The 20135-nt window shown below is 65.4% G+C and carries 17 protein-coding genes and 1 tRNA gene; 9 read left to right on the top strand and 9 right to left on the bottom strand.

Annotated elements, in window-relative coordinates; all coding sequences use genetic code 11:
- The first annotated feature begins 5 nt into the window (after window positions 1-5).
- The 4 genes from FNL14_RS23610 (at window position 6) to FNL14_RS10820 (ending at window position 5824) form a co-directional block, all read left to right on the top strand.
- Window positions 6-299: a DUF6457 domain-containing protein gene (locus FNL14_RS23610; RefSeq protein ID WP_170850692.1), complete on the top strand. Its 294-nt coding sequence runs from the start codon at window positions 6-8 to the stop codon at window positions 297-299.
- Window positions 296-1675, top strand: a complete 1380-nt coding sequence (locus FNL14_RS10830; RefSeq protein ID WP_142059939.1) for a molybdopterin molybdotransferase MoeA — start codon at window positions 296-298, stop codon at window positions 1673-1675. Before FNL14_RS23610 ends, FNL14_RS10830 begins: the two co-directional genes overlap by 4 nt.
- Window positions 1676-1751: 76 nt before the next feature.
- A complete protein-coding gene (fdhD, locus tag FNL14_RS10825; protein ID WP_142059937.1) occupies window positions 1752-2639 on the top strand; it encodes a formate dehydrogenase accessory sulfurtransferase FdhD in 888 nt (295 codons plus the stop codon).
- 143 nt (window positions 2640-2782) lie between these two features.
- Window positions 2783-5824, top strand: coding sequence for a glycoside hydrolase family 38 C-terminal domain-containing protein (locus FNL14_RS10820; RefSeq protein ID WP_142059935.1), 3042 nt, complete (start codon window positions 2783-2785; stop codon window positions 5822-5824).
- Window positions 5825-6078: 254 nt separating this feature from the next.
- Here FNL14_RS10820 and FNL14_RS10815 read toward each other — a convergent pair whose 3' ends face one another.
- Both FNL14_RS10815 and FNL14_RS10810 read right to left on the bottom strand, forming a co-directional pair.
- Window positions 6079-6816: a hypothetical protein gene (locus FNL14_RS10815; protein WP_142059933.1), complete on the bottom strand. Its 738-nt coding sequence runs from the start codon at window positions 6814-6816 to the stop codon at window positions 6079-6081.
- Window positions 6813-7550 carry a hypothetical protein gene (locus tag FNL14_RS10810; protein WP_142059932.1) on the bottom strand — a complete coding sequence of 246 codons (738 nt, stop codon included), beginning with the start codon at window positions 7548-7550 and terminating at the stop codon, window positions 6813-6815. The genes FNL14_RS10815 and FNL14_RS10810 overlap by 4 nt, the downstream gene beginning before the upstream one ends.
- A 246-nt stretch (window positions 7551-7796) precedes the next feature.
- Between FNL14_RS10810 and FNL14_RS10805 the strand changes: the two genes are divergently transcribed.
- Window positions 7797-9440 (top strand): ABC-F family ATP-binding cassette domain-containing protein, encoded by a 1644-nt coding sequence (locus tag FNL14_RS10805; protein WP_142059930.1) that lies wholly within the window; start codon window positions 7797-7799, stop codon window positions 9438-9440.
- Complete coding sequence (locus FNL14_RS10800) at window positions 9437-11350, top strand: ABC transporter ATP-binding protein (RefSeq protein WP_142059928.1); 1914 nt, start codon at window positions 9437-9439, stop codon at window positions 11348-11350. The genes FNL14_RS10805 and FNL14_RS10800 overlap by 4 nt, the downstream gene beginning before the upstream one ends.
- A gap of 42 nt (window positions 11351-11392) precedes the next feature.
- Here the strand turns inward: FNL14_RS10800 and FNL14_RS10795 are convergent, their stop codons facing one another.
- The 3 genes from FNL14_RS10795 to FNL14_RS10785 form a co-directional block, all read right to left on the bottom strand.
- Window positions 11393-11809 carry an NUDIX domain-containing protein gene (locus tag FNL14_RS10795; RefSeq protein WP_142059926.1) on the bottom strand — a complete coding sequence of 139 codons (417 nt, stop codon included), beginning with the start codon at window positions 11807-11809 and terminating at the stop codon, window positions 11393-11395.
- On the bottom strand, window positions 11806-12300 hold the full coding sequence (locus FNL14_RS10790) for a DUF6314 family protein (RefSeq protein WP_181762601.1): 495 nt from the start codon (window positions 12298-12300) through the stop codon (window positions 11806-11808). The genes FNL14_RS10795 and FNL14_RS10790 overlap by 4 nt, the downstream gene beginning before the upstream one ends.
- A gap of 1 nt (window position 12301) precedes the next feature.
- Window positions 12302-12374 (bottom strand) — tRNA-Arg (locus tag FNL14_RS10785).
- 84 nt (window positions 12375-12458) lie between these two features.
- Here FNL14_RS10785 and FNL14_RS10780 point away from each other — a divergent pair.
- Window positions 12459-13247 (top strand): DUF998 domain-containing protein, encoded by a 789-nt coding sequence (locus FNL14_RS10780; protein ID WP_142059924.1) that lies wholly within the window; start codon window positions 12459-12461, stop codon window positions 13245-13247.
- Here the strand turns inward: FNL14_RS10780 and FNL14_RS10775 are convergent.
- From FNL14_RS10775 to FNL14_RS10760, 4 genes are all read right to left on the bottom strand, one after another.
- A complete protein-coding gene (locus tag FNL14_RS10775; RefSeq protein WP_255470787.1) occupies window positions 13209-13499 on the bottom strand; it encodes a hypothetical protein in 291 nt (96 codons plus the stop codon). The genes FNL14_RS10780 and FNL14_RS10775 overlap by 39 nt on opposite strands.
- Window positions 13500-13627: 128 nt before the next feature.
- A complete protein-coding gene (locus FNL14_RS10770) occupies window positions 13628-15094 on the bottom strand; it encodes a hypothetical protein (protein ID WP_142059922.1) in 1467 nt (488 codons plus the stop codon).
- Window positions 15095-15096: 2 nt separating this feature from the next.
- Complete coding sequence (locus FNL14_RS10765) at window positions 15097-15909, bottom strand: hypothetical protein (RefSeq protein ID WP_142059920.1); 813 nt, start codon at window positions 15907-15909, stop codon at window positions 15097-15099.
- Between the two features lie 107 nt (window positions 15910-16016).
- The gene (locus tag FNL14_RS10760; protein WP_142059918.1) at window positions 16017-16649 is read right to left on the bottom strand and encodes a hypothetical protein; all 633 of its coding nucleotides are present in this window, start codon (window positions 16647-16649) and stop codon (window positions 16017-16019) included.
- A 32-nt stretch (window positions 16650-16681) separates the two neighbouring features.
- On the opposite strand from FNL14_RS10760, the gene FNL14_RS10755 reads away from it, so the two are divergent.
- Together FNL14_RS10755 and pcrA are read left to right on the top strand one after the other, a co-directional pair.
- On the top strand, window positions 16682-17512 hold the full coding sequence (locus FNL14_RS10755; protein WP_142059916.1) for an inositol monophosphatase family protein: 831 nt from the start codon (window positions 16682-16684) through the stop codon (window positions 17510-17512).
- Window positions 17513-17603: 91 nt separating this feature from the next.
- Window positions 17604-20096 carry a DNA helicase PcrA gene (pcrA, locus tag FNL14_RS10750; protein ID WP_142059914.1) on the top strand — a complete coding sequence of 831 codons (2493 nt, stop codon included), beginning with the start codon at window positions 17604-17606 and terminating at the stop codon, window positions 20094-20096.
- Window positions 20097-20135 lie beyond the last annotated feature (39 nt).

The raw sequence follows: 20135 nt of genomic DNA, 5'->3' as shown, positions 1-20135 counted from the left end.
AAAGAGTGAAAAGCCAGGATGAAACACTGGAGGAATGGTGCAGGTCCCTCCTCCAGGCCTATGAGCTTGAGGACGTCCAGGTGGACGTTAACGCCATCCTTGCCCTCGCGGGCGTTGCTGCGCACTCTGTTGTGCGGCCGGCGGCACCCCTGACCACCTTCATTGCCGGCTACGCCGCCGGCCTTGCCTCGGGCTCCGGGCAAAGCACCGAGGCTTCGTCCATGGAGGACGCCTTGGCTGTGGCACGTTCACTGGCTGCCGATTACGACGCTGAAGCCGCCGGGGCTTCCGGCGAATGACTGAAGAACCCGGGGAAGAACGGAGTTCAACAAACCAGCCGGAGGAGACGCGGCACCTGGCCCATACCTGGGAGGAGGCGCGGCAGGCTGCCTTCGAGGCGGCAACCCCAATTCCAGCCGGACCGGTGCCGTTGCACCTGGCCCTGGGCCGCACGTTGGACCGGGATATCGTGGCACTGCAGGACATGCCGCACTACGCGTCGTCGGCCATGGACGGCTGGGCGGTCAACGGGACGGGGCCGTGGATCCTGGTGGACTCGGGCACGCGCCTTGCGCCGCACCAGGCAAGTCCCATTGTGACCGGCGGTCTCATTCCCCCGGGCGGGAAAGCAATACTTCGCAGCGAGAGTGCACTGCTGGGCCAAGATGAGGACGGACTGCCGGTCCTGCTGACCGGCGGCAGCGCCAGGCCCGGTGAGCCGCGCACCGGCCAGCACATCCGGAAAGCCGGGGAAGAAGCGCTGGCGGGGGACGTGCTGGTGAAGGCTGGCGTGCAGCTCAACCCCGCTCATCTGGCCCTGGCTGCCTTGGCCGGATATGACGAATTGCCTGTCCAGGGCAAGCCCATGGTGCGCCTGCTGCTGACGGGCTCCGAAGTGATCGGAAAGGGCGTCCCGGTTCCCGGCAAGGTGCGGGACACCTTCGGTCCGCAACTGCCGGCCGTCGTGAACATGCTCGGCGGGATCGCGGGCGAACAGCAGCGGATCGGCGACTCGTACGCCGAGTGGCTGGCAGCACTCGAAGATGTGGTCCCGGAGGCGCCGGGCGCACCGGACCTGCCGGCCGACGTCGTCATCACCACGGGAGGGACCGGACGGTCAGGCACGGACCATCTCCGCCAGGCGGTTGCTGAACTGGGCGGACGGCTCATCATCGATGGCATAGCCATGCGGCCTGGGCATCCGGCCGTCCTCGCGGAACTGCCGGACGGGCGCTTTGTGCTGGGCCTGCCGGGGAATCCCCTTGCCGCGATGATGGCGCTGTCCACCGTGGGGGCGCCGCTGCTCGCCGCACTGGGCCACGGCAAACTGCCGGACACCCAGGAGGTACCCTGTGGAAGCATCATCGAACCGGACCCGGGGCGTACCCGCCTGATGCCGTTCCGCCTGCTGTACGGAATGGCGTCGCCGGCGCAGCATACTGGCCCCGGCATGATGCGGGGCCTGGCTTCGGCAGATGGTGTGCTGGTGGTGCCGCCGCACGGTGTCCAGCTCGGTGAACTGGTGCCCGCCTTCGCGCTGCCCTGGGGACCGCCCATTCCGGCCCTTCCAGAGCCAGGTTCGAAGGCGAAGCCCCGGAACGCTGCGCGGCCCGGACGGACCCCTGCCAAGCCGGCAGCCAGTGGTCCCGTGGACTGGAGCGCGCTGCTTGGCTGACCGTCGCCGGGGCCAGCGCGCTGGCATCCCGCACCGGCAGTTGTCATGATGGACCTATGAACACACAGGGGTGGCCATGGGCCGAGTGACCCAGCGCCGCAAGGTGCACAAATATGTCCTCGATGGCTCTCCGAAGGCTCTCGAATTTCCGGTACGGCACCGCGAGGATGTCCTCGCGGTGGAGGAGCCGCTGGAGATCCGGCTAGGCCAGCTGTCCTTCTCGGTGACCATGCGTACCCCGGGTGACGATTTTGACCTCGTGGCCGGTTTCCTGGTGTCGGAGGGCATCATCTGGAGCGCCGAGCAGCTTGTATCTCTGCGTTTCTGCGCCGGCGAAGACGAGAACGGCGTGCAGACCTTCAACGTGGTGGAGGTACAACTGCGGCCGGACGTCACCATTCCCTCCATCGGGCGCCACATCTACACGTCCAGTTCCTGCGGCATTTGCGGGACCGATTCAGTGGAGTCCGTGCGGAAGTCATCGCGCTACAGCCTGGATGAGGATTCCCTGAACCTCGACGCCGGCCTCCTGGCATCGCTGCCGGGGCTGCTGCGGAAATCCCAGCGGGTTTTTGAGGACACCGGGGGAGTACACGCTGCCGGTCTGTTCAAGATCACGGACGACGGCGGTGCGGAGCTTATGTGCCTCCGCGAGGATGTAGGGCGCCATAACGCCGTGGACAAGGTCGTGGGCTGGGCTCTGCGTGAAGGACTGCTCCCGCTGCGCGGGACCGTTCTCCAGGTGTCCGGCCGGGCCTCCTTCGAGCTGGTGCAGAAAGCGGCGCTGGCAGGAATCCCCGTGCTGGCAGCCGTCAGCGCGCCGTCCAGCCTTGCCGTGGAACTCGCGGAAGCCAGCGGCATGACCCTGGCCGGTTTCAGCCGGGGAACCAGCCTGAATATCTACACCGGGGACCAGCGCATCATCAGGCCGGCTGTACAGGTTCCCGCCGGCGCACTTCCCTGATGCAGCGGCCCGTCCTGCGAATCTGTCCACAAACCGCTGCGGAATTGTTCCCCGGATAGTCGATGGCTAGTAAGCTACCAGTGGGTAGTTAATCCACCGAATGGACACCTGGTCCACATTTCCAGCGCTGAAGAGGGCCAACATTGCATGACGACCGCCGGATCACGGAAGTCCGCCTCGAAAGGTTCGTCCGCGAACGCATCGTCCCAGCCGTCTACAGCCGGAGCCTGCCTCTGGCCTTGAGCAGCTGGGATGTTCCCGACGAGCCGGTCCCGGCCCTCGAAGCCATGCGGCAGGACTTCCACCCGCAGGACCACGGTGCCCCATGGGGGAAGCCGTGGGGCACCAAATGGCTCCGCCTTCAAGGCGAGGTGCCGGAATTCTGGGGTGCCGGGCCGGACACCACGGTTGAAGTGGTGGTGGACCTGGGCTTCACCACTGAAGTCCCGGGTTTCCAGTGCGAAGGGATAGCCTGGCGGGCCGACGGCACCATTATCAAAGCGCTCTCGCCCCGCAACCAGTACATCCCGCTGAAGCTGCTTGGCGGCGGCATGGCGGTGGACTTTTACGTGGAGGCAGCTGCCAACCCCGACGTCGCCCAGGGCTGGACCTTCGCGGCCACACCGTATGGGGACAAGTCCACGGCGGGAACGGCCCCGCAGTACCGCCTGGGAACCATTGCCATTGCGGAACTGAACCAGACAGTGTGGGAGCTCCAGCAGGACATCTGGACGCTGTCCGGGCTGATGGCGGAACTGCCGTGGGAGCAGCCGCGGCGGCATGAGATCCTCCGCGCCCTCGAGCGCATGATGGATGCGATGGACCCTGACGACGTCGCAGGAACGGCAGCAGCCGGACGCGAAGCGCTCGCCGAAGTCCTGGCCCGGCCAGCCTATGCGTCGGCACACCAGCTCGTGGCCACCGGTCACGCCCATATCGACTCCGCCTGGCTGTGGCCGGTCCGGGAGACCATCCGCAAGTGTGCCAGGACGTTCTCCAACGTGGTGGCCCTGATGGATGAATATCCGGATTTCGTCTTCTCGTGCTCCTCGGCACAGCAGCTCGTCTGGATCAAGGAGTACTACCCCGAACTTTTCGGCCGGATCCGGGAAAAGGTGCGGGCAGGCCAGTTTGTTCCCGTCGGCGGGATGTGGGTGGAATCCGATACGAATATGCCCGGTGGGGAAGCCATGGCCCGGCAGTTTGTTGAGGGCAAGAGCTTCTTCCTGGCCGAATTCGGAGTGGACTGCCAGGAAGCCTGGCTGCCGGACTCCTTCGGGTACTCCGCTGCCCTGCCGCAGATCGTGAAAGCTGCCGGCAGCAGGTGGTTCCTCACGCAAAAGATCTCCTGGAACCAGACCAACAGGATGCCGCACCACACTTTCAACTGGGAGGGCATCGACGGCACCAGGCTCTTTACGCACTTCCCGCCCGTGGACACCTACAATTCCCAGCTCAGCGGACGCGAGCTGGCCCACGCAGAGCGCAACTTCCGTGACCACGGCCGCGGCACTGTGTCGCTGGTGCCGTTCGGCTATGGCGACGGCGGTGGCGGGCCTACCAGGGAAATGCTTGCCGCCGCTGCCAGGACTGCAGACCTGGAGGGCTCGCCTAAGGTGCGGATCGGATCGGCCAAAAGCTTCTTTGAGCAGGCCCAGGCAGAATATCCGTCCCTGCCGGTCTGGGTGGGTGAGATGTACCTCGAACTGCACCGCGGCACGTACACCAGCCAGGCGCGGACCAAGAAGGGCAACCGGCGCAGCGAGCACCTCCTCCGCGAAGCGGAATTGTGGTGTGCCACTGCCGCTGTCCGGACGGACTCGTTCGTTTATCCAGCGGCCGAACTCAAGCGGTTGTGGCGGCTGGTGCTGATGCAGCAGTTCCATGACATCCTGCCGGGCAGTTCCATCGCCTGGGTGCACCAGGATGCCGAACGCAATTACCAGGCCATTGAGGCTGCCCTCGAAGCCCTCATCGCCGAGGCGGCCGCGGCCGTGCTTGGCAGTGGGGAGCGGACCTTCCTGCTCAATGCCGCGCCGCACCCGCGGGCGGGAGTCGAGGCGCTCGGAGCGGGGGAACCGACCATGCCGGCGCTGCCGGTCCGGGCCGCCGCACAGAAGGGCGGCTACGTCCTGGACAACGGCATCATCCGTGCTGTGGTGGATGCCGACGGCCTGATCAGCTCCCTGAGGGACTATGCGAGCGGCCGCGAAGCGATTGCCCCGGGGGAGCGCGGCAACCTGCTTGAGCTGCACCGGGACACGCCCAACGAGTGGGATGCCTGGGACATCGACGAGTTCTACCGGCGGAACGTCACGCCGTTGACAAGCGCGGAGTGTGTCCGGCTGCATGAGGACGGGGACGAAGTCGCCGTGGTGGTGGAGCGGCTGTCAGGATCCTCGGCCATCACCCAGCGGATCAGCCTTGCCGCCGGAAGCCCATCACTGTCCATCACCACCTCTGTGGACTGGCAGGAGCGCGAAAAGCTGCTGAAGCTCGGCTTTGCCCTCGATGTGCGGGCTGACCGGTCCGCTGCGGAGACGCAGTTCGGGCACGTCTTCCGCGCCACCCATACCAACACATCCTGGGAAGCAGCGAAGTTCGAAATCTGTGCGCACCGCTGGATCCACGTGGCCGAACCAGGTTACGGCGTCGCCGTGTCCAACTCGTCCACGTACGGGCACGATGTCACCAGGAGCATCAGGGAGGCCGACGGCGGCACCACCACCACAGTGCGTTTGTCACTGTTGCGTGCCCCGAAGTTCCCTGACCCGGAATCGGACCGCGGGCACCACGAACTGACGATGACCATCCGCCCGGGAGCCGATATCGCCGATGCGGTCCAAGAGGGTTACCGGACCAATCTGGCGCCCCGCCTGGTCAGGGGCGGTTCACCAGCAGAGCCACTGTTTGCCGTGTCCAACCCGGCCGCTGTCATCGAAGCGGTGAAGCTTGCCGAGGATGGCTCCGGAGACGTGATCGTCAGGTTGTACGAGTCATTGGGCCAGCGTTCGGCCGGCAGTATCACCGCCAATTTCCCGTTCCACCACGTCGCTTCAGTAGACCTGCTGGAGCGGCCCATCGAGTCCGCAGGGGTGGAGGCCGGGTCCGGCGGTGCCGAGCTGCTCCTGCGCCCGTTCCAGCTGGTGACGCTGCGGTTTGTCCGCGCTGCGGCCGGGAGTTAGGCCGAAGCTTCCGGCTTGCGGGGAGACGGACTCCAGAGGCGGAAAAGCTTCGGATGAAGGTGAAAAGGGGCCTTAAATGGCTGAGTGGGGGCGGTCCCCAACGGCCGCCACCACTCATCCCCCCAAAGCGTGCAAAGGCCCCCGGGAGCTGCCACGTTCAAGAAATTATCCCCGTTCGTAAACGCCCCGCAACCCCCACCTTCACACATCCATGATTATTCCACATTCTAATGAATATGTGAAAGCCAGTAAGGTTACTTTTCGGTAGATGTCCTTCTGGCGCCTGCGGCCCTCTTGTTCCTCACCCGTGCAGCCCAGATCAGCGCCAGGCCAACCACAAAGCAGAGCACTGCCGTGTAGTTGACGATGAACTCAATCGCGCCCAGCTCCGGTGGCACCACTGGAAACAGCAGGGTCAGCGCTATGGCTACCCCACCTACTGCCAGGAGCCCGGCGGCAAGCCGCACCAGCACCGGCAACCTGCTGCCCACGGCGCGGACCATTGCCGGCAACAGCACCAGGGACACATAGGAGGGATAGGCGCGGCCGGCAGCCCCGTAGTACTCCACCAGGGCGGCATGCCACGGGTCCTTTCCCGCCACCGCACTCAAACCTGCGGACGATCCCGCAGTATCCATCAGGAAGAACACCCCGATCAGCACCAGGGAAATCACCAGCAGGACGGTCTTCCCTGTTTTGCCGGTGATGAGCCGGTAAGCATGGTCGGCGCCGAAACCGCGGGTCACCCGGATGCCCACGAAGTAGATGGCAGCGAAAATGATGAAGCGCAACAGCAGGTTGGCAAGGTTGATGCCACCCAGTGCGGTGTCCACGGCGACGTACGGCGCCTCGATGCTCAACAGGATGGCGGCGGTCATCAACGCAAAAATGTAGAAGAGGGACCTGTTCTCGCCGCGGATGGCGCTGGGCACGCGGGCTGCCGCGATGAGGCCGCACGTGGCCAACGTTGACCATTGAAGTATTTCGATCATCCCAGGTTCTCCCAGATCTTTTCCGTTTGCGCCTGGTCCTGCTCCTGGCGTCGCAACACCTTGCCCAATGCCTGCAGCCTGTCACCGGCGAGAACGGCAAGGTCGCCGTCGGACAGGCTGTCCAATGCGGCCCGGCGTGCGCCGGGCGTCCAGCCGGCCTCTTCCTCGGTGACCAGTCCGGTGGCCACCAGGCCGTTGGCCAGGCCAACGCCGGCAGCCCGTGCCGTGGCCACGGCCAGCTCGGCCGTAAGGCGGTTGGCAGTCAGCTGCGCTGAATAGTTTTGCGGGGCGATGCCCGTGGCGGCAGACACCCGGTGCCGCACCTCGCCGTCGTCAATTGCATCAACCCAGTTCTTCACCGAGGTGGGGTGCGGCGCCGGCGAAAGAGCGGGCGGCTCGGGGCCGGCTTTTCGTCCCGGGTCCATCGCGGGACGCGCCAGCATGGCGTGCAGCAGGTCCGCAGTGGAAATCTGGCTCACCAGTTCACAGCGCGTGGGACCAGGCTGGGGATCTGCGAGCTCCCGGTAAGCGTCGAAATCGGCCAGGGCAGCAACCGGGTTGATGCCGTAGGCGCGGCTGATGCTGACAACGGTGGAGACTGATACTTTCCCGCGCACCAGCTGCTGGGCGAGTGTTGTCCGCTTGATCCCGGAGATCCTGCAGACGTCGGCCGTGCTGGCCTCCGGCGCAACGCCTTGCAGCCAGCGCTGGAACGCCTTGGCGGGGAGGGTCATAAGGGGCTCTCTGCAGAACGGGTGGTGTGTCGATTTTAGCTGGCGATTTGCCGCCAGTTTTACCCGCGCCCCGGTTTCGACTATGCTTGATGGTCGAGCCCGTTGGTCCGTACACCCCCCAAGTCCGGACCAGCGGGTTCTTTTATGTCCGCCGGCTCTGGCGCCCTTCCTCCTGCGGATCTGCAAGCCACTTGCGCACTGCAACGGGGAAGACCGGCTGCGGATGCGCCGGCGAAAGGATGGATCATGACTGCGACCCTTGTTGCCAAGGATGTTTCCGGCGGCCATGACCACCGGCAGCTTTTCTCCAGGCTCTCCCTGACTGTCGCCCCGGGCGACGTGGTGGGCGTGGTGGGTGCCAACGGTGCCGGCAAGTCCACCCTGCTGCGGCTCCTGGCGGGCGTTGACCAGCCGCAGGATGGAACGGTCAGCCTTGCCCCGGCAGACGCATTCGTGGGCTGGCTGCCCCAGGAACACGAGCGCATTCCTGGTGAAACCGTGGCCGGATACATTGTCCGGCGGACCGGTTGTGCGGTTGCGACAGAGGAGATGGAGTCCACCGCCGAAGCCCTTGGTTCCGGCGCGCCCGGTGCCGATGACGCCTATTCCCGGGCCTTCGACCGCTGGATGGCCTCAGGCGCCGCGGATCTTGATGAGCGTATCCCTGCCGTCCTGGCCGAACTGGGCCTCGACACAGGTGCCGATGCCGTGATGACCGGCCTGTCCGGCGGGCAGGCAGCCCGGGTGGCGCTCGCGGCCTTGCTGCTCAGCCGGTTCGATGTGGTGCTCCTCGATGAACCCACTAATGACCTGGACCTGGCCGGCCTGGCGAAGCTGGAGGATTTTGTCCGCGGCCTGCGCGGCGGTGTTGTGCTGGTCAGCCACGACCGGGAGTTCCTGGCCCGCTGCGTCACTACCGTGGTGGAGCTTGATCTGGCGCAGAATTCGGTGGCAGTTTACGACGGCGGCTACGATGCCTTCCTCGAAGAACGCGCCGTTGCGCGGCGGCACGCACGTGAGAAATACGAGGATTTTGCTGCCACGAAGGCGGATCTGGTGTCCCGTGCCCGGACCCAGCGCGAATGGAGCTCCCAGGGCGTGCGTAACGCCATGAAGAAGAGTCCCGACAACGACAAAATCCGCCGCGCCGCGAGCACCGAGTCTTCGGAAAAGCAGGCCCAGAAAGTGCGGCAGATGGAATCGCGGATTGCCCGGCTGGATGTCGTCGAAGAGCCGCGCAAGGAATGGCAGCTTCAGTTCTCCATCGGCCAGGCGCCCCGCTCCAGCTCAGTAGTGGCCACCCTCCGCGACGCCGTGGTGCGGCAGGGCACCTTCACCCTGGGGCCCGTCAATCTCCAGCTCAACGCGGGGGAGCGGATCGGTATCACAGGCCCCAACGGCGCCGGCAAGTCCACACTGCTCCGCCTTCTGCTGGGCGACATCCTCCCGGAGTCCGGCAGCGCGGCCATGGGTGCTTCGGTGGCCATCGGGGAGATCGACCAGGCCCGCGGACTGCTGGCCGGCCACCTTGCGCTGGCTGACGCCGTCGAAGCGGTCCTGGTGGACCTGACCCCCGCGGAGGTCCGGACGCTGCTGGCAAAGTTTGGCCTCAAAGCGGACCACACCGCCCGGACCATCGATTCGCTGTCTCCGGGGGAACGCACCAGGGCCGCCTTGGCCCTGCTGCAGGCGCGCGGCGTGAACCTCCTGGTCCTGGACGAGCCCACCAACCACCTCGACCTGCCGGCCATCGAGCAGCTGGAGGAGGCCCTCGAAAGCTACGACGGCGCCCTGCTGCTGGTGACGCACGACCGGCGGCTGCTGGAAAACGTCCGGCTGGATGTACGTTGGAATGTGGAGAACGGAACGGTAGAGGAGCAGCAGCAATGAGCATGGAAGGGGTGGCCTGGAGCTCGCTGTACAAGATCACCCGGGCCAAAAGCGGTTCCCAACCCTTTTCCAAGGCCACGCTGAAGCGCGTCCTTGGCTTCGCCCGCCCGCATCAGGGCAAACTCGTGGCGTTCGTGGCGTTGTCCGTTGTGATGGCATTCCTGGCTGTGGCAACCCCGGTCCTGGCAGGGCAAGTGGTGGACGCGATCGTCGCAAAGGCCGCCACGGAGGAGGTGGTCCGCCTCGCGGTGCTGATCGCCGTCGTGGCAGTAGCCGAAGCGGGCCTGGGACTGGTGAGCCGCTGGCTCTCCTCCACCATTGGCGAAGGCGTGATCGTGGACTTGCGCACCCGGGTCTTCGACCATGTGCAGAAGATGCCCATCGCCTTCTTCACCCGCACCCGTACCGGCGCCCTGGTCAGCAGGCTCAACAACGACGTCATCGGCGCCCAGTCCGCTTTCGCCGGCACCCTGTCCGGAGTTGTCAGCAACGTGGTGGCACTGATCCTCACGCTCGTGGTGATGCTGGGGACATCCTGGCAGGTGACCGTCCTGGCCATGATCCTGCTGCCCGTGTTCCTCATTCCCGCCCGGCGGATGGGTTCAAGGCTTGCGGACCTGCGCCGCGAAGCTGCCGAACACAACGCCGCCATGGGCACTCAGATGACCGAGCGCTTCTCCGCCCCGGGGGCCACCTTGGTTAAGCTCTTCGGCCGGCCGGATGAGGAATCCCGCGAATTCGCCGTCCGCGCCGGCCGCGTCCGCGACATCGGCGTCCGCACAGCCATGCTGCAGTTCACCTTCGTGACCGCCCTGACACTGGTTTCCGCGCTCGCGCTGGCCCTCGTATACGGGCTGGGCGGCTGGCTCGCCATCACCGGCCAGCTGGCAGCCGGCGACGTTGTGGTGCTGGCACTGCTGCTTACCCGGCTCTACGCCCCGCTCACTGCACTGTCCAACGCCCGGGTGGAGATCATGAGCGCGCTGGTCAGCTTCGAGCGCGTGTTTGAAATCCTGGACCTGAAGCCGCTGATCCAGCAGAAGCCGGACGCCGTGGCGGTTCCGTCGGGCCCGGTTTCCGTGGAGTTCGACGACGTCCGCTTCGCCTACCCTTCAGCGGACAAGGTGTCGCTTGCCTCGCTGGAGGAGGTGTCCACGCTGGACACCCGCGGGGGCGAGGAGGTGCTGCACGGCATCAGCTTCCGGGTTGAGCCCGGGCAGACCGTGGCGCTGGTGGGATCCTCCGGCGCAGGAAAGTCGACCGTCGCGCAGTTGCTTGCCCGGCTGTACGACGTCGATTCCGGCGCCGTACGCCTCGGCGGCACCGTCCCGGGAACCGGACTCGATGTCCGCGACGCCACCTTCGATTCCCTCCGGGACACTTTGGGCATGGTGACGCAGGACGGCCACCTTTTCCACGAAACCATCGCCTCCAACCTCCGGCTCGCCAAGCCGGACGCCACCGAGGAAGACATGTGGGAGGCCGTCCGCCAAGCCCGGCTCGAAACAATGATCCGGTCACTGCCTGACGGGCTGGACACGGTGGTGGGTGAACGCGGCTACCGGCTTTCCGGCGGGGAACGCCAGCGGCTGACCATCGCCCGGCTCCTCATCTCCCAGCCCCGCGTTGTCATCCTCGACGAGGCGACGGCGGCGCTGGACTCCACCAACGAAGCCGCCGTCCAGGCTGCCCTGGGCGCTGCACTCGAGGGGCGCACCGCCGTCGTGATCGCCCACCGGCTTTCCACCATCCGCGCCGCGGACGCAATCCTGGTGGTGGAGGACGGCCGGATTGTGGAGCGCGGCACGCACACCGAACTGCTGGCCGCCGAAGGCCGGTATGCCGAGCTGTACAGGACGCAATTCGCGGAAGCCACCGCAGTGGCACAGGAAGCGGTCCCGGAGTTCTAGATGTCCTGCGGCTGCCGGACTGACGGCTCCAGGCCCGGCGGTTCAGGCCTGGCGGGCGAGCTCCGGCAGGATGTGGTCCGTCAGCAGCGGGGCAAGGTCCGCGGGCGGGTCGGATCCGTTCCCCAGAGCTGCCAGGTCAAGCCACCGGATCTCCGCAATTTCGGCGGAAGGATGCGCCTCCCACGTCCCCGGTGCCATAAACACCGTTGCCTCGATATCCGTGGAGGCTTCGTTGGCGGCATCGGCGATCCAGACGCCCATCAGCTGCAGTTCGCCCGGGTCCAGGACAATGCCCACCTCTTCGGCGAGCTCACGGGCAGCGGCCTGGACGGCGCTTTCGCCCGCTTCGGGCTTACCTCCCGGATGCATAAACATGGCAGTGCCGCGCTTCCTGACGGTCAGGAGCCGGCCGGTGTTGTCAAAGACGCAGACTGCCGAGACGACGATGCGGTTTTTCATGCTTCCTCTTTCTGCAGCCGGACCAGCCGTGACGTCAGCAGGAGATCCTTCCGTGGCCCGGCGACGTCCCAGCTGTAGCTGAAGCTGTCTGGACCCTGGTAGTTGTAGGTGACGCGGTAGGTGTCCGGATCGCACCAGTGCTGGTCCAAATTTTCGCGGGGAGTGAAGCTCATGCTGTGGAAGGGGCGGCCGTCCGGGAAGAAGACATCCATGGTGTCTGCGCGCGGGGTGGTTGCCAGGACATATTCGCGGGTGGCGGGGCCGGTGAAAGTCGGCCAGTGCATGGTGCCTTCCTCGCGGAGGTCCAGGCCGCCGTCGTCCCTGGAAGCAAAATGGACGACGCCGGAGAAGGTTCCGGCAGTGCCCTGGGCCCGGTCCAGCAGGTCCCGCTGGACGGTCCACAGTCCGGTTCCCGGAGCAGTGTCCCCAATGGCCGCGGCGGGGCCCAGCAGGTAGGCGCGGAGGTCGAACTCCGGGGGAGGAAAGTCCAAGTGCCCTCGATTGGAATCGAACCAACGACACCGGCTTTAGGAGAGCCGTGCTCTATCCACTGAGCTACGAGGGCGGGCATCCATTGGATCGGCAGAGCCGGTCCGCGTCGGACACGGATACAAGCATACAAGGTGTGGAGCCGTACTACGCTCAATGCATGAGTTCAGCGCCGTCCACATCGTCAGCCGCTGCCGTTATTCCGGACACCACCTCCACCCGGCAGTACATCGGAGCCTGGTCAGTGCTCAGCGTGCTGCAGTATTTCGCGGCGGAGGCTGCGGTGATCCTGGCCTGGGCAGGTCTCCAGCCCTACGACCTGCGCACGGGCTACATCAGCGACCTCGGAGCCCTCCGCTGTGGTGTCTTTGACGGGCGCTCGGTGTGTTCTCCGTTGAACTGGCTGATGAACGCCTCCTTTGTGGTTCAGGGACTCGGGATGCTGCTCGGTGCGCTGCTGCTGAGCTCGGGACTGCTGTGCGTGGCCGCCTTGGCCGGGGCGCGTGTACAGCGGCGGCGGCCCTGGCTCGCGGCTGTCTGGGTGCGGCTGCTGACCGGAACGGCCGGGGCCGGGACGGTGATTGTGGGACTGGTGCCGGAGGATGCGGGCTCCGGGTGGCACTACACGGGTGCCGTGATGTACTTCATTTCCGGGGCGGCCGCCCTGCTGGTGCTGGGATTCCTCTGGCTGCGGAAAACCGCCATGGCGTGGTTCATCCTGGCCTGCGGTGCTGTTTCGCTCGCTGCCCTGGTCACCGGCGGACTGACCCGGATGGCTGTGCCGGAACCCGGCACGCTGGAACGGCTCATGGGCTACCCGGTCACCGTGGGGATGGCCGCGGCCGGACTGGTCATCGCCCAGCGCGTCCACCGGCACCGGAAGCTGGTCCGGGCCGCAGCCGCACAGGGATCAGGGCCGGTTAAGGAAGAATTCCCTGAAGTCCGTTAAACCGGTGCCGCCTGTATAGCCAAGGGCATCCGCTCCCACCGATACGGCATCATCGGGTGAAAAGATGGTGGTGGAGAAGGTCCCGGACTGAAGGTTTTCGGTTTTCTCGAGCATTGCAGGGAGGGCTCCTTCCAGGGCCCGGGTGAGCGTTGCCTCGTCGTTGCCGGTTCCCACGAGCTTCGCGGTGATGAAGTTTCCGGACGTGTTCATGTTCACGTGGACCTGCGCCGATGCAATTCCCTGAACTGACATGGCGGCGTCCTCGATGGAAGCTTTCAGGCTTTCAGCCGATGATGCGGGGCCGGGGCCGCACCCAGTGAGAGCAAGGAATGCCAGCGCCGGCGCGAGCATCCCGGAAACGGTTCTAAATCGGCGCATCATCACTGCTTTCGGGAAATGTTGGACACTGTCGAGGTTACTTGGCTGGCATCCGAGGTCAGGAATCGCTGGGTCGATTGCTGCTGGCTGTACTGGGCAATCGGGCCGCCGGCTTCGTGGTTCCGGACTGACTCCACATAGGCGGAGCCGTCGTGGTAGTTGATGCCGGCAATCCCGGGATCTCCGCCGGGGTTTGGCAGTTCCACGATGGTGGCCCCATTGTCGCGGGTAGCGGAAACCATCCCGCCCGGCCATGCCGTGGCGTCGGCCAAGTCCACCTTCGGTACCGGATCTCCGGCGTGCTGAAGTGCCAAAACATCGATGGACGACGGGATCTGCGTGGAATCCACGGGTGAACCGAACGTGACCACGTTGGTGACATTGAAGCGGTCAGTAAACCCCGCATCGGATGCAAGTGCCGTAGCAATCATTCCGCCTTGGGAGTGCCCAGACAGCATCACCGGTGCACCTTCCGGAATGCCGGCCTGCTCCATGGCGAGCCGGACCGCCTCCGCCGCGGTGGACAGGTTGCCGCCGGCCAACTGGAGGTTTCCAGTAAGGTCGGTGGGATTTGCCGCGCCGTCAGGCATCCACCGCGTGGTGCCGGGAATGTTGATGATGTAGGCCGGCGGCTCACCCGGCTTCTCGATCCTGTTGATGCGGACACCCGTGTCCTCCGTACCGGGCTTTCCCTGGTCCCCGTAGGCCATGTTGGTTGTGGCCAGTACAGCGCTGATGCTGGACGGGACAGGCGTATTGCCCCTGCCGTTGGTATCCACCTTCGTGGGATCTCCAACGCCAACAGGAATAGGCTCCCCGGCCACCGGCCGGCCGTCATCCAGCAAGTGGGGGTTGGACAAGCCCAGATTGTAGGTGGTTGCCCGCAGGTTGTCTACGGCGACCGCCAGCAACACGCCGTTAGAGAAGAGCTCTGTTATCGATGGCGGCTCGCCGGATGTCAGCCACCGCCAGCCCATGTCCGTCACATTGCCGGTTTGGTCCAGGACATTTCCTTGGGCGTCCATCAGGTTGCGGATGGGAAGCGGAGCTGAGTCCTGGACAAAGTTCCATGCGGTACCGACTGCGTCCTGGACAGTAGTAGTTACTTTTCCGGCGGTGTCCCACAGGTCGCCCGCGGTGCCGGCAATGGAGTCAAGCAGCGAGTCGGGAAATGACGGGGCCTGCGGAGCAGACGTTCCAGCCGGCCCCTCGGTGCTGGCCGCAATCTGCTCCTGGACGTTGCGCTTGACGGTATCCGAGGCGGCAGCGAGCGCATCAGCTGTGCCTAGCAGCATTGCCCTGTGGCCGGTCCATTCGGCACTGAACTTCTGCGCGTCAGCACCCTTCCAGTGCGAGCCCTGGATTAGGGGTGTGAGGTTCCGGCCCAGGGCAACCAGCCGGTCGCTGGCGCGTGCCAGCTCTTCGCTGAGGCGCCGCCCGCTCTCGACGTCCATCCCGTAGAGGGTCATTATCAGGCCACCTGTCCCGCCACGCTTGCCAGGTATTCCCTGGCGCCCAGCAGGCGCCAGGCCAACCCGTGGCCGATGGCATCGGACGCAACGGGAGTCAGGGCGAAGCCCTCACCGGATGGACTGGCGTTGACTGAATAGAGGCGCTCCGCCAGTGCCCAAACATCCCGGCTTAGATAGTCCGGGGCCTGGACCGGGGCTGCCCCGGGTCCACTTGGGCGGGAACCACTTGGGTGGGCCGACACGTCGAGATGAATCGTGTACCTCGCACGGGCGACTATTTCACTGAGCCCGGCGGCCGGCGGACTGGCCAGTCCTGCGGCCTCGGGGACTTCCGCGAGGTCCGGGAGGTGGCGCCTGAGCGCGGCCCAGGCATTTTCCTCAGCGAAGAAGGCTATTTCGACGGCGTTGCTGGTCGCAGTCACGTTTATGCCACTGCCGCCATGCCGGATACGCCGCAAGTAAGTGAGTCCGACGCCCCGGCCGCCTGACAAGGCGAGCTCGGTGTGAACGGACGTCTCATGTGTTTGGACCACGGCTGCCGCCCGTAGGGGACCGAATGCCGAAATCCAGACTGCCAACACCCAATGCCGGCTGATGGCACCGTCCCCGTCAACTATTCCCGTCTGGCGGAGTTCGGCCTCGGCCATCTCCAGTGCTTCCGAATCCAGCGCAACGAACGCCTGGGCGTCGATGGAGTCAAGATAGGCGGACAGGTCCGCCTCCGACCCGTGCGCGAGTGCCTCGGCCGCCTTATGGACTGTCAAGGCCCAGGCTACGCCGGTGATTTTAAAGACGTTGAGGGCAACGTCCATCTGTGATTCCCCCAAGGATCCCCCAATGAAGTGTCCGCAACAGGCATCCAGCGCCCGTAGCCAATACCCTATCCGGGCCCTCTTAGGAACCGGAATGGGGAGTTCTATCAGGCCACTTGCCGCTGCGGCCTTTTCCGCAGGAGCACAGCGGCGGCGCCGGCGAGCAGGCTCAGGACCAGCAGGACCCAGCCGGCTACGGTAAGGCCGGACGCGAGTGCCACCTGGCCGGCGTCAGGGGTTGCTGACGCCAGCACGCCGTCGACGGCCACGTTGGCCCAGAGCCGGACCACAACAAAAAGCAGCGGAAGGGCCCACAGCGCCCAGCGCAGTGCCTTCCTGGCAACACTTGTCCCGATCAGCAGCAGCCAGGTGAACCCGAAGATCAGCGGAAACAGGGTGCCGGCGGTTTTGTGGACGTAGTTGAGCTGGCCGCGGCCGTCGTCATCCATGGCGGTGTGCAGCTGGCCGATGTAGTTGGCATCGAACCCGCCGATGAGGGAGTCCGGCATGGCCAGGCCGCCCGTGGTGAGCTGCCGCAGCTGGTCCAGTGTGAGCAGGTGCAGGTACCAGAACAGGAACAGGCTGGCCACCACTCCGGCGATCAGGATCAGGTTGCTGTTGTTCTCGGCCTTCTGCGGCGTGCGGTTCGTGCTGGGGTTCACCACCGGCGGAAGGTGGTGCTGCGGCACCGCCGCCTTGGAGCCGTGCTTCTTGATCCGCTGGGCAGGGGTTTTGGCCATGGCACCATTATCCCGCCCCATAAACTGAAGCCATGACCATTGGCCGGCACAGCGCTGTTGAACTTGACCCCTCCCTGGACGACTACGAGCTGGCGGCGGCTTTGGTCCGCGAAGCAGGGCAGCTTGCATTGCTGATGCGGATGGCGGGCCTGCAATCCGAACAGAAAACGTCGGTTTCCGATGTGGTGACAGCTGCCGACCATGCCGCCGAGGCCTACGTGCTTGGGCAGCTGCGGCGGTGCCGGCCGGAGGACGGCATCCTGGGGGAGGAGGGCGCTTCGGTCCAGGGGACAAGTGGCCGGACCTGGGTGATTGACCCGGTGGATGGCACCTACAACTTCCTGCATGGCTCAACCTACTGGTGCTCCGCGATTGCCCTGAAGGATTCCTCCGATGTGATGCTCGGAGCCATCTTCCAGCCGGAGGAGGACAAGCTTTGGCTCGGGGGCAAGGCCCACCCGGCAACGCTGAATGGTGAACCCCTCACGGTGTTCCACCAGGACCGGGGCGCGCGCAACAGTACAGCCGTTGCCGAACTTGGCGCCGCCACCTACATCCACCCCAGCTGGCTGATGGATCCCCTGTGCGCGATGCCGTGGCACGCCGCCGCTACATCCGCCGCCGCACTGCGCATGCTGGGCTCCGGTTCCTGCGACCTGGGCAGGGTGGCTGACGGGCAGCTTGGATGCTGGTTCCAGCACAGCTGCCCTGAGTGGGACTGGCTGCCGGGCAAAGCGATCGTCCGGGCTGCCGGCGGAGCAGTGGACACCGTTCACGTAAACGGCCTCGAATGGTTCATGGCCGGGGGAACGACGGCGGTTCGTGAGTTGCGTGCCGCCCTCGAGTCCGGCTCGGTGGCATAGAGGATCATCACATCAGCCGTATGTGGATAACGTCCCGTCATCCACAGGCTGGAGCTAGGTGTCTGCCCCACCGCCTAGACTTGTAGGCACCATGGATATGTTGTTTGACCCGTACTCTGACGGACCCTTCAAAGCCGCTCCCACCGCCGCTGCCCGCACCAAATCGCCTTCCGAGGGCGCAGCTGCGGCTCCGGGGACGGGCGGAAGCGTCCGCGCTGGCGTGCCTGAAGCGAAGGCCCATCGAAGCCACGGCATGGACCCGGCCAAGCTGCTGGAGGGGCTCAATCCCGAGCAGGAGGAAGCCGTCAAACATGCAGGCGGCGCCCTGCTCATCGTGGCCGGTGCCGGTTCGGGAAAGACCCGCGTGCTCAGTAACAGGATTGCCTACCTGATCGCCACAGGACGGGCCCACCATGGGGAAATCCTGGCGATTACCTTCACGAACAAGGCCGCCGCGGAAATGCGGGAACGCATCGAAAAACTGGTGGGCGGACGCGCCAAGATCATGTGGATCTCCACCTTCCACTCATCCTGCGTCCGCATCCTCCGGCAGGAGGCAGCCAACGTGGGGCTGAAATCGAACTTCTCCATCTACGACTCCGCCGACTCCCTGCGCCTGGTCACCCAGGTCTCCAAAACACTTGACCTGGACCCCAAGAAGTTCGCGCCCAAAGCCATTCAGCACAAGATCTCGGCCCTGAAGAACGAGCTCATCGATGCCGATTCCTACGCCTCAGCCGCGAACTACAACGATCCTTTCGAGCAGGCTGTAGCTGATGTCTTCAAGGGCTACACGCAGCGGCTGCGGCAGGCGAATGCGATGGACTTCGACGACCTCATCGCCGAAACCGTCTACATGTTCCGTGCCTTCCCGGCCCTCGCCGAGTCTTACCGCCGGCGGTTCCGGCACGTGCTGGTGGACGAATACCAGGACACCAACCACGCCCAGTACGCCCTGGTCCGCGAAATTGTGGGGGAGGGCCCAGGGGCTTCCGAGCTGACCGTGGTGGGAGATTCGGACCAGTCCATCTACGCCTTCCGCGGTGCCGACATCCGCAACATCGTGGAGTTCGAGAAGGACTACCCCCAGGCGCGGACCATCAAGCTGGAGCAGAACTACCGCTCCACGCAGAACATCCTCAGCGCGGCCAATTCGGTGATCTCGCGGAACCCGAACCGTCCGGAAAAGCGTCTGTGGACCGCCGAGGGCGAAGGTCACAAGATCATCGGCTACGTGGGCGAGAACGAGCACGACGAAGCCCAGTTCATCGCCAAGGAAATCGACCGGCTCCAGGACGAGGAGAACCTACGTCCCGGGGACGTCGCCATCTTCTACCGGACCAACGCCCAGTCGCGCTCCATCGAAGACGTGCTGGTCCGGGTCGGCCTTCCCTACAAGGTGGTGGGCGGCACGCGCTTTTACGAGCGCAAGGAGATCAAGGACGCCCTCGCCTACCTGCGTGTGCTGGTTAATCCGGACGACGACGTCAACCTGCGGCGGGTGCTCAACGAACCAAAGCGCGGCATCGGTGACCGCGCCGAGGGCGCCGTGGCCGCGCTTGCCCAGCGCGAACGGACCTCGTTTATGGCGGCCGCACGCCGGGCGGAGCAGGCTCCGGGTATGGCAACCCGGTCCGTGAATGCCGTGCTCGGGTTCGTGAAGTTGCTGGATGACCTGGCAGAAGTGGCCGCCGGCTCGGGCGCGGCGGCAGCACTGGAAGCCGTCCTGGAGCAGACCGGCTATCTCGCCGCGCTGCGCTCCAGCACGGATCCGCAGGACGAGTCCCGGGTGGAAAACCTCGCCGAACTCGTCGCCGTCGTCCGTGAATACGAACAGGAGAACCCGGAAGGGTCACTGGAAGCGTTCCTGGAGCAGGTGTCCCTGGTGGCGGATGCCGACCAGATCCCGGACGCCCCCGGCGCGGACATTGATGCCGCCGTCGCGGAGGCAAAACGGCTGGGTGTGGTCACCCTCATGACCCTGCACACCGCCAAGGGGCTCGAATTCCCGGTGGTGTTCCTGACCGGCATGGAACATGGCCTGTTCCCGCACCAGCGTTCAGCAACCGATCCGAAGGAACTGGCGGAAGAACGCCGCCTCGCCTACGTAGGGCTCACCCGCGCCCGGAAGCGGCTCTACGTGACCCGTTCCGAGGTCCGCAACATGTGGGGGCAGAGCCAGTACAACCCTGCCAGCCAGTTCCTGGAGGAGATCCCGGCTGATCTCCTGGAATGGAAGCGTGAAGGAACCAGCAGGCAGTCCAACTGGGGCGGCGGATCCATCAGTTCGGGCCGCTACAGCGGATCCTTCTGGGGCGCCGGGACCTCCCGCGGTGCTGCCGCCGACCCCTCGGCCGGCTTCAACGCCGATGTCCCCGCTGTGATCGCCCGCAACCGCGTGCAGCCGCAAAAAGAGATCGTCGCGGTCAGTGTGGGGGACAAGGTCAACCACACGAGTTTCGGCAACGGAACGGTGCTTGCCCTCGAAGGCGCCGGGGACAAGACCGTGGCAAAGGTGAAATTCGACGTCGGCGAGAAACGGCTCTTGCTGCGCTACGCGCCCCTGACCAAGCTCGACGCCTAAGAGCGGCGGAGCCGGACACAACGCCCAGCCCTTGTCCGA

The organism is Pseudarthrobacter sp. B4EP4b (assembly GCF_006680095.1).
Taxonomy (GTDB): Bacteria; Actinomycetota; Actinomycetes; order Actinomycetales; family Micrococcaceae; genus Arthrobacter.
Note: the sequence above shows the minus strand (reverse complement) of the source record. Positions and strands in the feature narration are given on the sequence as shown.